This window comes from Plantactinospora sp. B24E8, from assembly GCF_039871735.1.
Lineage (GTDB): Bacteria > Actinomycetota > Actinomycetes > Mycobacteriales > Micromonosporaceae > Plantactinospora.
The window spans coordinates 78,634-92,692 of record NZ_JBDPMH010000029.1 but is presented as its reverse complement, the minus strand read 5'-3'; the positions used below and the strand labels follow the sequence as shown (position 1 = coordinate 92,692).

The following is a 14,059-nucleotide window of genomic DNA, read 5'->3' as shown; positions in this document are numbered from 1 at the left end:
TCGCATCACGAACCGGCGCCACCCGATCAACCACCTTCTCGAACGGCACCTCATTGTCATACGCACCCAACGTCACATCACGAACCCGCCCCAACAACTCCACAAACGACGGATCCCCCGAAAGATCAGTCCGCAACACCACCAGATTCGTAAAATAACCGACCAGACGTTCCAGTTCGGGTTCGTCCCGGCCGAGCACCGTGGCACCGACCGCCACGTCGTCCTGACCCGAATACCGCGACAACACCACCTTCACCGCCGCCGCCAACACCACGAAGAGCGACACCCCGTGTTCCTGGGCGAAGGCGCGTAGCCGGGCGCAGAACCGCGCGTCCCGGCGGTCGGTGAACGCCTCCGCCGAGAACGACGGCACCGGCGGGCGGGGCCGGTCGGCGGGCAGTTCGAGGGCGGGCACCCCGGCCAGCCGCTCCTGCCAGTACCCAAGTCGGCGTTCGAGGGCGTCCCCCCGCAGCCACTCCCGCTGCCAGACGGCGAAGTCGCCGAACTGCACCGGCAGTTCGGGCAGCGCCGGCTCCCGACCGGCCGCCAGGGCGGCGTACGCCTCGGAGAGTTCCTCGGCGATAACCCCGAGAGACCAGCCGTCGGTGCAGATGTGGTGCATGGTGAGGCAGAGCAGGTACTCCGCCTCGGCGAGCCGCACCACCCGGGCCCGGAACAGCGGACCGGCCGCCAGGTCGAACGGCCGTCGCGCCTCCTCCGCCGCCTCCCGCATGGCCCGCTCGGCGGCCTGGGCCGCCGGCAGGTCGGCGAGGTCGGTGACCGGCAGCTCGACCCCGGCCGGGAGGACGACCTGGTGCGGCACGCCGTCCGTGGCCCGGTAGACGGTTCGCAGGACCTCGTGCCGACGTACGACGACGGTGAGCGCCGCCCGCAGCGCGGCCAGGTCGACCGCGCCGCGTAGCCGGTAGACCCGGGGCACGTTGTACGACGAGCCGCCCGGGCTCAACTGCTCGATGAACCAGAGCGCCTCCTGTCCGAAGGACAACGGCGAATTCGTCAGTTGGTCCATTCCCCCACCTTCGTCGTACAAGGGATCGGTCGTGGCCACGGCGGCCGGGCGGACAGTCAGGACGCCAGGGGATAACCCGGCAGCGGGTACCGTCGGCACAGCTCGGCCACCGTCCGCCGGACCTCGGCCCGGACGTCGGGGTCGAGTTGGTACGACTCGTCACTGGTCGGCTTGACGTGGCACAGGATGTGGTCGAGGAGCCGGGCGAGCACCGGCATCTGGTCCGGTCCCATCCCACGCTGGGCGAGGGTGTTGGTGCCGAGACGCATCCCGCTGGCCACCGTGGGCGGGCGGGTGTCGCCGGGGATCCGGTTCTTGTTGACGACGATGCCGCAGCTCTCCAGGGCGGATTCGGCGACGGTGCCGGTCAGCCCGTGACTGACCAGGTCGACCAGGACCATGTGGTTGTCGGTGCCGCCGAAGAGCACCGCGAAGCCCTCGGCGGACATGCTGTCGGCCAGGGCGGCGGCATCCGCCACGATCAACTCGGCGAGTTCCCGGAACTGCGGTGTGGTGACGAGTCCGAGGGCGTGCGCCTTGGCCGCGACCGCGGCGAGGTTGGGGGTCCCCTGGCTGAGTGGGAAGATGGCGCGGTTGAGGGCCTGGGCCAGGGTCGGTCCACCGGGGCGGACCGGGGTGTCGTGGTCGGCGCCCAGCAGGATGAGACCGCCCCGGGGGCCGTAGAGCTGCTTGTAGGTGCTGGTCGTGGTGACGTGCGCGTGGTCGATCGGGCTGGGGTGGAGTCCTGCGACGACCAGGCCGGCGATGTGCGACACGTCCGCGACCAGCCAGGCGCCGACGGCGTCGGCGATCTGGCGGAACGCGGCGAAGTCGAGCGTACGTGGGTAGGCGCTGGCGCCGCAGACGATCACCCGGGGACGGTGCCGCTCGGCCAGTTCGCGTACGGCCGGCAGGTCTATCCGGCCGTGTTCGTCGAGTCCGTAGTGGACGGCGTCGAAGTAGCGCCCGGTGACGCTCGCGGCGGCCCCGTGGGTGAGGTGCCCGCCGGCGTCGAGGTCGAGCGCGAGCATCGTCTCGCCGGGCCGCATCAGGCTGAACAGCACGGCGAGGTTGGCGGAGCTGCCGGAGTGCGGCTGCACGTTCGCGTGGTGGGCGCCGAACGCGGCGCGGGCGCGTCGGACCGCGATCCGTTCGACCTCGTCGGCGACCTCGCAACCCGCGTGGTACCGGGCCCCGGGGTATCCCTCGGCGGTGATGTTGCCCAGCGCCGTACCGGCGCTGGCCAGTACGGGAGGCGGTGCGACGCTGGAGGCCGCGACCATCATGAGGGTGTTGCTCTGCCGGTGCAGATCTTGTTCGAGCAGCGTGAAGAGCTCCGGATCGCGCTGTGCCAACTCCTCGAACGCGAGGTGCTGGAAATCCTTCAGACTGCCAGGTGAAGCGCTATTTGAGCGCACGCCGTCCAGAGTCATCGGCCCCCCATTCTGCGCGATAGCCGAGCGAGAGTCTATAGGCACGAAGCGACGGATCGGTTCCGCGATATTCGGGCATAGTCCCCCGTCCCGTCATCACTCGGACCTCCGACAGAACGGCGACCAGCAGACATACGACAGTTACGGCAAGATCGGATCAACAACTGACCCACCGTCGGTTCCCATCCGGCACAAATCTGGTCACAAAGGCCGCGACCACGGCTGCGACCTGCGGTTTTTCGGTATTCCGCAACCACCTCGCACGACCCGCGACAGCCACCCGAGGCCCCGCGGACAACGTCCGGAGTCGATTACCTGATCATCTCGGTCCGCGCGGAACAGCAATAAGAAAGATCATCGACGGCATCCGGAGGGTGGGTACGACATGCTGTCCCCAGCTGATCTTCCATGGCTGGCCGGACAGCACGCGAGGGCCCCCGGGAATGCGACATCCGTATTGACGCGAATCGCGGCTGACACCATACTGCCCTTCGGCGATACTCGTCACGGCACGGACGCCGGTCCGCGTCGGAGCACTCGGTCCGGGTGGTCGCCGGAATCCGGTGCACTCCCTGCCCGCGGCGCAGACGCGGCCCGTCAGACACGTGTCGCGGGCCGGTCGTCGGCCCCGTCGGGCCAGGCGGGGGCGGCGGAGGTCCCGGGTCGTTTCGGACCCGGCGCGGCGGCGGTCGGCACGGGCGGGTTCGTCGCGCGGGGACAGCGGGGTTCGGCTCGCACGGGGGAGGCGTTTTGTTCGGCGACGGTTCCGGCACGTTTCAGGTCGTACTCAACGCCCGGGGCCAGCGTTCGGTGTGGCCACTCGGCCGGCAACTGCCGGCGGGCTGGTCCGCCGAGGGCGAGCCGACGGATTTCGCCGCGGCACTCGCGTACGTCGAACGCGCCTGGACCGATCTGACGCCCCTCCCCCCCACGGCACCGGCGGAGCCCGGACACCCCGATCTCCCGGCCATGGCCCGGCCGGACGGCCCGGAGCCGGCCCGTACCACCGGGCCGGACACCGCTCCCCCCCTGGCCGGGCAGCGCTCCGATCCCTTCCTCCCGCTGCTCTGGTGGCCCGGTGGTGGTTTCCGTGGCGCACCCCGGCCGATGCCCGCCCCCGAGGCTGGCGATCCCGGCGAGGAACTGGTGACCGCCCTGGCGGCGCTGCTGTTGCGTTACGGCACGGCGCGGGATCTGCACCTCACCCTGCGCGGGGAGGACCGACGCGAGGACCTCCGCCTGCCCTATTCCGCCCTCGGACCCGTCGACTCGGCGCTCGGTCCCACGCTGTCCGCCATCCGACAGGCGGTCCGGACGACCCGCCGAGCCGCCGGCGGCGGCGACATCCAGGGGACATTGCGACTACGCCCGCAAACCGACGAGCCCGACGACGAACGCCAGCCCTGGCTCGTCCTGACCGACGGTTCGCTGCGTTGGGAGGGCCCGGACTCCCCGGTCGACCCCCAGGGCCCGGACCGGGTGCTCGCCCATCTCCTCGCGTTCGTACACGCCGCCCGGACGGCGGCGGAGACGCCGGTCGGCCTGGTACCGATCCTGACACCGGGTGAACGGGACCTGATCGCGCGGGTGAACGCCACCGGGCGCCCGGAGCATCCGACACCGCTGCTGCACCGCCTCGTCGAGGAGGCCGCCGCCCGGTACCCCACGGAGACCGCGGTCGTGCACGGCGAGGTCCGACTCACCTTCGCCGAGTTGGACGCCCGGGCCGCCGCCCTGGCCGCGGCGCTCGTCGCGCGGGGAGCCGGCCCCAACCGGCGGGTCGGGGTGCTCGCCACCCGTGGCGCCGAGTTCGTGGTCGCGGTGCTCGGCGTGCTGAAGGCCGGTGCCGCGTACGTTCCGCTCGACCCGGGGCTGCCCCCGGCGCGTCTGGCCACGCTGCACCGCCTCGGCGCGGTCGTCGACCTGGTCGCGGAGGAGCGGCACGCCGACCGGGCCCGTGGGCTCGGGGCCGACCCGCTCGTGCTGGGCGTGTCGGATCCGGTCGACGGAACCCCGGCCGCCGCCCCGGCCGCGGTCGCCCCGGACGACCTGGCCTACGTCATCTTCACCTCCGGCTCCTCCGGAGAGCCGAAGGCCGCGCTCCTGGACCACCGTGGCCGGGTGAACATGATCGAGGACCTGAACTCCCGGTTCGCCCTCGGTCCCGGCGACCGCAGCCTGGTCGTCTCGTCCCCGAGTTTCGACATGTCGGTCTACGACATCCTCGGCACCCTCGCCGCCGGTGCGACCGTGCTGCTGCCCGACCGCGACCTGGAGTACGACGTCCGGCACTGGGCCGAGTTGGCCGACCGGGAGGGTGCGACGGTCTGGCACTCGGTCCCGTCCTCGATGGAGATCTACCTGCGGACGGTCGGCGACCGCGCGATGGGGCGCTTCCGCCTCTTCCTGCTGGGCGGCGACTGGATTCCGGTGGACCAGCCGGCCCGGCTGCGGCGGCTCTTCCCCGACTGCCGGGTGGTCAGTCTCGGTGGCGCCACCGAGGTGTCGGTGGACAGTGTGGTCTACGAGGTCACCGACGCCTGCGACGGCTGGCGGTCGGTGCCGTACGGCCACCCGCTGGCCAATCAGACCGCCTACGTCGTCGACGGGTTCGGCGGGCTGGCCGGGGTGGACCAGGTCGGTGAGCTGGTACTCGGCGGTGTCGGTGTCGGCTGGGGGTACGACGGCCGTGCAGGGTTCACCGCCGAGCGTTTCGTCCCGGACCCGTTCGGACCACCGGGTGGCCGGCTCTACCGCACCGGTGACGCCGCCCGGCTGCGTCCGGACGGCGACGTCGAGCTGCTGGGCCGACTCGACCAGCAGGTGAAGATCGGCGGTGTGCGGATCGAGCTGGGCGAGATCCAGGCCGTGCTGCGGGAGCATCCGGCTGTCGCCGACACGGTGGTGGTGCCCCGGAGGGCTGCCGACGGTCGGGCCCGGTCGCTCGCCGGTTTTGTCGTCGCCCGGCCCGGAGTCGACCTCGACGGCCTGACCGACCGGCTGCGTGGACACCTGGTGGAACGGCTGCCGGCGACGATGGTGCCGGCGCAACTCACCGTGTTGGACGCGCTGCCGGTGAACGTCAACGGCAAGGTGGACCGTCGGGCTCTGGAGGCGGCGGTGTCGGTGTCGGAACCGGGCGTCGCCGGACGACCGGGGCCGGACGCCGCTGGCGACGCCGGGGCCGTCAGCGGCGGTCCGGGGGCCGCCGACGAGGTGACCGACGTCGTGGCGCAGGTCTGGGCCGACGTCCTCGGCCTGCCCGAGCGGCCGACAGCACAGTCGTCCTTTCTCGACCTGGGAGGTGGTTCTCTCGCTGCTATCCAGGTGGCGAACCGGCTGAGCCGTCGGTTCGCGGCCGAGGTCAGGGTGGCGGACCTGTACACCGCGCAGACCGTGGCCGAGGTGGCCGCGGTGGTCCGGCGACGCAGTGGTTCCGCGGCGGCCCGGCCCACGCTCACCCGCAGGACCGGTGGTCGACCCACCTGATGATCACGGGCTCACCCGGGCAGGCACTTCGCCCCGTTGCGGGACGTGGACCGCCGGGCACGCGACACCGACGCCACAAACATTTCCTGATGGTGTACGCGAATGGACGCCCGCCATCAGACCCCGCATCTACCCCGTCGCCGGCCACGTCGACGTCCGGGCGTTTTTCGCTTCCTTTCCACAATAATCTCGACGTCTTTCGGTAACAACTCGGCGCCACCGGCCCATCAGACATTACCGCAGCATCCGGACACAATATTTACGAGCCAGATACCCATTGAAAACAATCTTGGTGACGGTTATTATTCCACCGGGGCGGAACAACGATCTGGACCCGCCCGGCAGCCCAGCTGGCGGCGGCAGATGAAGGCTGCCCATCAATTCCTACCCCAGCTTTTCCATTACGCATGTCCGCCGACCACCGGACGAGGGGGAAGTCTGTGCACGATCCGGATTATCTGATCAAGGAACTGGACCAGCACGTCGAGACACGGATCTCTGCGGACGCCGTCGCGCAGGCCCGCCGGAACTTCTCCTACCTTGGCTACGCCAAGGTGCCGTTCCTGGCGCCACAGACAGTCAAGGACGCCGTCGCCGACGAGGTCAACCGGCTCATCGAGGGGGCCAGCGTACGGCGTGACCTGGAGTTCAAGGAGACGGACTACAGCCCTCGCCGGATGCGGAACGTCCGCCGCGCCGAGATCGCCGAGTACGGCAACGTGATCAAGCGGCTCTACTCCGCCGAACCGCTGCTGCGCGCGATGAGTCAGGTCGCCGGCGAACAGGTCCTGCTCTGCCCCTACGAGCCGGAACAGTTCGTGATCACCTACCTGGAACGTGACGGGGACACCCACGGCTGGCACTGGGACGATTACAGCTTCGCTCTCGTATGGGTGCTCGAATGCCCACCCGTACAGGACGGCGGGTTCGTCCAGTGCGTACCGGGAACCACCTGGAACAAGAACGACCCACAGATCAACAAGACGCTCGTATCCCGCCCCATCTATTCCATTGAACTCTTCCCGGGCGACCTCTACCTGATGCGGACCGACACCACCCTGCACCGCGTCTACCCGGTACAGAATGGACAACGGAAGATAATCAACATGGGCTACGCGTCGGCCGCCGACCTACGCCGTCCGATGTCGCACGAGACCATGGACAATCTGTGGGCCGACCCGGCTCTGACGGGAGAGTGATCGAGGTGTCCGGAAGGCAACGACCCAATCCACGCCGGATCGTGCTCGCGTTCTCCGGCGGACTGGACACCTCCGTCGTCCTGGTCTGGCTCCGCGAGCGCTACCAGTGCCCGATCACCGCGTTCATCGCCGACCTCGGCCAGGGTGCGGAGCTGGACACGGCGGCGCGCAAGGCCGAGCGGCTCGGCGCCGACGACATCCGGGTGGTCGACCTGCGGGACGAGTTCGCCGGGGACTACGCCTTCCCGATGTACCGCGCCGACGCCCTCTACGAGGGTCAGTACCTGATGGGCTCCTCCATCGGCCGTCCGTTGATCGCCGCGGCACAGCTGCGGCTGGCCGAGGAGGTCGGTGCCGACGCGGTGGCGCACGGCGCCACCGGCAAGGGCAACGACCAGGTCCGCTTCGAACTCACCTACGGTGCGCTGCGACCCGACATCCGGGTGATCGCCCCGTGGCGGGAGTGGGAACTGGAGTCCCGCAGCGACCTGCTGGCCTTCGCCGAGAAGCACGGCATCGAGGTCGACCTGAGCAGCGGGGAACGACCCTACTCGATCGACTCCAACCTGCTGCACACCTCGTACGAGGGGGAGGCGTTGGAGGACCCGGCCCAGGCCGCCCCGCCCGGCCTGCTGACCCGGGTCCGTGACCTGGTCGACGCGCAGGCCGAGCCGGAAACCGTCCGGATCGCATTCGAGGCCGGCAATCCGGTCGCCGTCGACGGGGTCAAGCTCGGGCCGGCCGGCGTGCTGCAGCGCCTGGACGAGATCGGCCAACGGCACGGCATCGGGCGCCTCGACATCGTGGAGAACCGGATCTTCGGCATGAAGACCCGCAACATCTACGAGGCGCCCTCCGGCACACTGCTCTGGCAGGCGCACCGGGCGGTGCAGTCGCTGGTACTCGACCCCGAGGTGCTGCATCTGAAGGACGAGCTGATGCCGAGGTACGCCAGCCTCGTCTACCGCGGTCTCTGGTTCGCCCCGGAGCGGCTGATGCTGCAGACCGCCATCGACTGGAGCCAGCAGTCGGTGACCGGGGAGGCGTCGTTGCTGCTCTACCGGGGCAACGTCCAGGTGGTCGGACGCAGCTCGCCACACAGCCGCTACGACGCCGCCTTCGCCACCTTCGAGGCGGACGATGTCTTCGACCAGCACGACGCCACCGGATGGCTGCGGGTGAACACGGTCCGGTTCCGTGCCGGCCGTCGTCCCCGGCCGGCCGGTGACGACACCGTGCAGGCCATGGCGAGCGAGGTACCGGCCCCGTGAGGATCGCGTTTCTGGGGTACGGCGAACTCGGCGCGAACGTCCTGCGGGGCGTGCTGGCCGAACACGAGGTCGTGCTGGTGGTGACCCACCGGGCCGACTTCTCCGGGCTCGGTGAACCGGACGTCGAGCTGGTCGCGGGTGAGCTCGGCGTCCCGGTGTGGTATTCCGCCCACGCCCGCGAGCCGGAGCTGCACGAGCGGCTGCGCGAGGCGCGACCCGACGTGATCCTCTCGACCAACTGGCGGACCCGGGTACCCGCGGAGGTGCTGTCGATCCCGCACCGGGGCGCGATCAACGTGCACGACGCCCTGCTCCCCCGGTACGCCGGCTTCGGCGCGGTGAACTGGGCGATCCGCAACGGTGAGACGGAGACCGGGCTGACCGTGCACTACATGGACCGGGAACTCGACACCGGGCCGGTCATCACCCGCAAGGTGGTGAAGATCGGTCCGCACGACTCGGCCGGGTATGTGCTGAACAATCTCCTCGCCGAGTACGTACCCGTCACGCTGCGCGCGCTGGAACTGGTCGAACAGGGGCATCCTGGTGAGCCGCAGCCGCAGACCGGCGGGTCGTTCTACCACCGCATCGGCGAGGCGGACACCCGGATCGACTGGGGGGCGAGCACCACCAGCGTCTACAACCTGATCCGGGGCCAGTCCGACCCGTTCGTGAACGCCTGGACGACACACGACGGGCTACGGCTCTGGATCAAGGCGGCCAGCCAGCCACAACGGGCCCACGGCGGCACGCCGGGGCGGATCATCAAGGCCGCGGAGGACGGTGTGGCGGTCGCCTGCGGGCAGCCGGGCGATCCGGACGCACGTGGGGTGATCCTGCTCCAGGTCCAGGCCGACGGCGCACCACCCGTACGCGCCGTCGACTATTTCCTGCGCTTCGGGGATTATCTCCGGTAACGGACCGACCGCGACCGTGGGCGTGTCTCCACCGGCGGTGGAGACACCCCCACGCGGGTCAGCCGGCGGCGACCGCCTCGATCTCCAACAGCCAACGTCGGTCGTAGATGCCGGTAATGATGATCGTCAGGGCGACCTGGTGGTCCTTCAGGAACTCGTCCCGGATGCGACTGTTCTCCTCGCGGTACCGTCGGTCGCTAAGAAATGTGGTGACCTTGACCAGGTTGTGCGCGTCCATGTCTGCGCTGCGCAGCGTGGTCAGCACGTTCTCCCAGGCCAGACGGCACTGGCTGGCGAAATCCGCGGGAACGTAGCCGTCGGCCCGTTCCGGGACCTGACCACTGACGAATACCAGACGACCCGGCGTGGAAATCTGAATCGCGGGCACATATGAATTGCCGGTCGGAATCTCCGGCGTGGTGACAGCCTGAGGCTTCATGCCGGAATTCTCGCACGGCGCGGGGAAGTGACGCCGGGGCGACCCGCCGGCAACGACCCCACGGCGGCCCCGGGAAACCCGGCGACCCGGAAAGCCCCGCGTTACCAGGAGAAATCTCGGAGCACACCGTTACACCGTGAACATCTGTCGGCCCGGCCCCGGCCGGAGTCGCCCAGCACCGGTGGTCGCGGACGTCACCGGTGCGACAGCCAACCCCGCCGACACCTGGTGGTAAGCCGCACGTCGGTATCCGTTCACCCCTGGCCCGGGTGTGGTGTGCACATCGGAGAGTCTTCGGAGCGGCGGCCCCTACCGTGACCGCGTCCTGATCGGCCGACGGCAGTCCGGTCACTCGGACGGTCGTTCCGGATCGGTACAGGGTGGTCGGCATCAACACGAAGACGGCAGGCGTACCCTCGCCGCCCGCCAGCGACGACGGCGCCGGCGGTACGACGGTGGCGTTCCGCATTCTCGGCCCGCTGGAGATCCAGGGTCGCGCGAGCCCGGTGACACCGCCCGGGGCGCGGCAACGCGTCGTCCTGGCCACCCTGCTGTTGCGGGCGAACACGGTGGTGCCGATGGAGAAGATCATCCACCAGGTGTGGCCGCACCACGTTCCACCCACCGCCCGGGAACAGGTCCCGATCGTGGTCGCCGGCCTGCGCCGGCTGCTGCGGGACGCGGGAACGCCGCGGGCCACTGAGGTGCTGCTCACCCGACGGCCGGGTTACCTGATACGGCTGGCTCCCGCGCAGCTCGACGCGCACCGCTTCGAGTCGCTGCTCGGGGAGGCGGACCGGGCGTTGGCCGTCGACCGCCGCGAGGACGCGATCGGGTTGCTGGAGTCGGCGTTGTCGCTGTGGCGGGGGCACCCGCTGACCGGGGTGCCGAGCGGGCAGGCGTCCATCGAAGCGCAACGTCTGACGGAGCTTCGGCTGCGGGCCATGGAGAAGCTCTTCGACGCGCAGCTCGCGTCGGGGCGGCACCGGCAGCTCGTACCTCGGCTGAGCCAGTTGGTCGCCGCACATCCGCTACGGGAACGGCTGCGCGGACAGTTGATGATCGCGCTGCACGCGGTGGGGCGCCGGGCCGAGGCGCTGGAGACGTACCGGGTCGGTCGCCGGTTGACGGTCGCCGAGCTCGGTCTGGAGCCGGGTACGGAGCTGAGGCGGATCGAACAGGCGCTACTGGCCGACACCGTGGTCCACTCGATCGCCGAGGTGAACGACACGTCGCCGGTGACCACCACCCGGGAGCCCGCGGCCCGACACCGGACCGCGCTGCCGTCGGCGTGGCCGGTGCCACCCCCGCCGGCACTGCCCGCCCAGCCGGCACAACTGCCGGCCGACCTGCGCGACTTCACCGGTCGCGGTCCGGAGATCGACGGTGTGCGGCGGGCCATCGACGAGGCGGGTCCCGGCACGCCGTTGGTGGCCGTCACCGGCCCGCCCGGAGTGGGCAAGAGTGTGCTCGCGACGCACCTGGGACACCTGCTGCGGGACCGTTTTCCGGACGGTCAGCTGCACGTCGCGCTGCACGGCGGCGGCCCCGGGGAGATAGCGCGGTCGTTGGCGAGCCTGGTCGCCTCCTTCGGGGTGCCGCCCGCCACGATCCCTGCCGATATCGCCGAGCAGGTACGGATGTTCCGCGCCGTCACGGCCGGCAGGCGCGTACTGGTGGTGGTGGACGACGCGGCGGACCCGGGCGACGGGTGGCTGTTCCACCCGGGCGGACCGGGCTGCGCGGTGCTGGTCACCAGCCGGTTTCGCCCGCCCGGGTCGGCCGGCGTCCGACACGTGCCGATCGACGCGCCCCCCGCCGACGAGGCACTGGCACTGCTGGCCCGCATCGTGGGCCCGGACCGGGTGGCCGCCGAGTCCCAGGCAGCCGCGCGCATCGTCGACTGTTGCGGGCGGCTGCCGCTGGCGGTGCGGATCGCCGGCGCCAGGCTCGCCACCCGGCCGCACTGGTCGCTGACGACGCTGGCGCGACGACTCGCCCCCGCGCGGCGCCGCCTCGACGAACTGCGCGTCGAGGACCTCGACGTACGGGCGACGCTGGAGTCGGCGGTACGGTGTCTGCCGCCCCGGGTGGAGCTGCTCGCCCGGCGACTCGCCCAGCGGGGCGGCCCCGACGTCTCGTCCCGGGCGGCCGCGGCGGTGCTCGGCAGCTCGGTCGAGACCGCCGAGGAGCTGCTTGACCCGCTGGTACGCCACCACGTCCTGGTACCGGCCCACGACGCCGCCTCGACGCGGTACCGGCTGCCCACGCTGACCCGTCTGTATCTGCGCGAGCGGTCGCCCCGGAGTCTGGCGGCCGGTCAGGCGCCGGAGGTGTGAACAGCCGGCCCGTTCCGGGCGACGTGGCGGGAAGCACCGCCGGCCCTGGACTGCTCCCGCAGACACAACCGGACCAGGTCAGGAAACCGGTAACGGGGCGGTAGCGGTGGCCGCGGCGGGACGTACTCCAGGATTCCCCACTCGACAAGCTGGTCCGTCAGGTCCTCCGCACGTGCCCGGCCCACCCCGAGCATCTCGGCGGCGGACCGTGGCGGGAAGGGCGCCGGGTCCAGCTCGACGAGGGACCGCGCGGCCCGTGCCAGTCCGGGCGGCAGGTCGGCCAGGGCCGACCCGAGCGCGGCGCGAACGTCGACCGCGCCGGCCCGCAGCTCGTCGAGGCGTCGCCACGGGTCGGCCAACCGGTCCGCGAGCTCGGCCAGCCGGCGCTCACCCGAGGCCGCGTTCGTCGCCGCGGCACGCAGCGCGAGGGGCAGCCGCCCGCACAGGTCGACGATCCGCCGGGCCGCCGCCGGTTCGGCGGTGGCCCGTTCCCGGCCGGTGACGGCGCCCAGCAGGCCGAGTGAGTCGGCGGCAGAGAGCACGTCCAGTCGGATCCGGTGCACACCGTCCAGCCCGGCCAGGTGTCGCCGGCTGGTGATCAGGACCGCGCAGCCGGCGCCGCCGGGCAGCAGTGGGCGGACGTGCGCCGCCGCCGCGACGTCCTCCACGACAACGAGGAGCCGGCGCGCCGAGGTCACCGACCGCCAGAGCCGTACCTGACCGTCGAGGTCGTCCGGCACCGCACCGGGCGGCAGGTTAAGCGCCGTGAACATCCGGGCCAGGACGGTGGTGGTGTCGGCGCGGCCGACTGCGACGTGGAGCTGCCCGTCCGGAAAGTCCGCACGGACGAGGTGTCCCACCCGGGTGACCAACGCGCTCTTGCCGATGCCGGCGGGCCCGGTGACCACGACGACCGGGACGGCGGTGCCGGTCCGTCCCGGGCCGTTCCGGTTGAGCCACCGACGGATCGTCGTGACCTCGCCGGTGCGGCCGGTGAAGTCGGCGATGTCCGGCGGCAGCTGGGCGGGGACCTCGACCCGCCGGGACCCGTCCGGCGCCACGCCGGTCCGGTCGGCGTCGGCGTCGGCGTCGGCGTCGGCGTCGGCGCGGATGGTCTGTTCGAGCCGGCGTAGCTCGGCACTCGGGTCCAGCCCCAGCTCCCGCACCATCAGCCGACGGCCGGCCCGGTAGACCTCCAGGGCGTCGGCCGTCCGCCCGACCGCGTGCAGCGCCACCATGAGCTGCCCGCGCAGCCGTTCCCGCAGCGGGTGCTCCCCGACCAGCCTGCCGAGTTCCGGCACGACGTCGCGATGGCGGCCGAGCGCGAACTCGGCCTCCACCAGTCTCTCCACCGCGACCAGCCGCAGCTCCTCCAGCCGGCGCGCCTCGGCGACGGCGAATCGGCCGGGCACGTCGGCCAGGGCCGGACCACGGTACAGCGCCAGGGCCGTCCGCAGCGCCGTCACGACCTGCGGAAGGCGGCCCGCCGCCGCATGAGCGTCGGCGTCGCGGGTCAGCCGCTGGTAGCGCTCGACGTCCAGGTCGTCCGCCTCGACCCGGAGCAGGTAACCGGTGGGCCGGGTGACCAGTGCCGCGGATCCGGCGGGGCCGGCCGCGGTGCCGAGCAGGCGCCGCAGCGCGGACATCACGTTGACCACCTGGTCCCGGGCGGTGGCGGGCGGTCGGTCCGGCCACAGGTTGTCGATCAGGTCGTCGAGGGGCACCACCTGGTTGGCGCGCAGCAGCAGCGTGACGAGGGCCACGCGGCGCCGGACGCCGGGCATGGCCACCGGGCCGGCGGCACCACGCAGCAGCAGCGGGCCCAGCAGGGCGAATCGGGGGTCTGGCCGCGGTCGCACCGGACGATCATGTCCCGGTCGACGACACCGCGGAAGAGCACGGGCCGGAACCGGAGGTGGATGACCTCGACCGTTCACGCCGA

9 protein-coding genes are annotated in these 14,059 nt (G+C 71.3%); 5 read left to right on the top strand and 4 right to left on the bottom strand.

Annotation, left to right across the window (positions count from 1 at the left end; genetic code table 11):
* On the bottom strand, positions 1-1,030 hold a 1,030-nt coding region (locus tag ABGB21_RS28790), incomplete at its 3' end, for a condensation domain-containing protein (protein WP_347680429.1).
* A 56-nt stretch (positions 1,031-1,086) separates the two neighbouring features.
* Entirely contained in the window at positions 1,087-2,463 is a 1,377-nt protein-coding gene (glyA, locus tag ABGB21_RS28785) for a serine hydroxymethyltransferase (RefSeq protein WP_347655709.1), read from the bottom strand.
* Positions 2,464-3,213: 750 nt separating this feature from the next.
* On the opposite strand from glyA, the gene ABGB21_RS28780 reads away from it, so the two are divergent.
* From ABGB21_RS28780 to ABGB21_RS28765, 4 genes are all read left to right on the top strand, one after another.
* A complete protein-coding gene (locus ABGB21_RS28780; RefSeq protein WP_347680427.1) occupies positions 3,214-5,952 on the top strand; it encodes an amino acid adenylation domain-containing protein in 2,739 nt (912 codons plus the stop codon).
* 440 nt (positions 5,953-6,392) lie between these two features.
* Entirely contained in the window at positions 6,393-7,151 is a 759-nt protein-coding gene (locus tag ABGB21_RS28775; RefSeq protein ID WP_347655707.1) for a hypothetical protein, read from the top strand.
* Between the two features lie 5 nt (positions 7,152-7,156).
* A complete protein-coding gene (locus ABGB21_RS28770; protein WP_347655706.1) occupies positions 7,157-8,422 on the top strand; it encodes an argininosuccinate synthase in 1,266 nt (421 codons plus the stop codon).
* Positions 8,419-9,339: a methionyl-tRNA formyltransferase gene (locus tag ABGB21_RS28765; RefSeq protein WP_347655705.1), complete on the top strand. Its 921-nt coding sequence runs from the start codon at positions 8,419-8,421 to the stop codon at positions 9,337-9,339. The genes ABGB21_RS28770 and ABGB21_RS28765 overlap by 4 nt, the downstream gene beginning before the upstream one ends.
* A gap of 58 nt (positions 9,340-9,397) precedes the next feature.
* Here ABGB21_RS28765 and ABGB21_RS28760 read toward each other — a convergent pair whose 3' ends face one another.
* Positions 9,398-9,778 (bottom strand): RidA family protein, encoded by a 381-nt coding sequence (locus ABGB21_RS28760; protein ID WP_347655704.1) that lies wholly within the window; start codon positions 9,776-9,778, stop codon positions 9,398-9,400.
* Between the two features lie 380 nt (positions 9,779-10,158).
* On the opposite strand from ABGB21_RS28760, the gene ABGB21_RS28755 reads away from it, so the two are divergent.
* Entirely contained in the window at positions 10,159-12,117 is a 1,959-nt protein-coding gene (locus ABGB21_RS28755; protein ID WP_347655703.1) for a BTAD domain-containing putative transcriptional regulator, read from the top strand.
* On the opposite strand, the gene ABGB21_RS28750 is transcribed toward ABGB21_RS28755, so the two are convergent.
* Positions 12,099-13,976 carry an AfsR/SARP family transcriptional regulator gene (locus tag ABGB21_RS28750; protein ID WP_347655702.1) on the bottom strand — a complete coding sequence of 626 codons (1,878 nt, stop codon included), beginning with the start codon at positions 13,974-13,976 and terminating at the stop codon, positions 12,099-12,101. The two genes, ABGB21_RS28755 and ABGB21_RS28750, sit on opposite strands and share 19 nt — an antisense overlap.
* Positions 13,977-14,059: the final 83 nt, after the last annotated feature.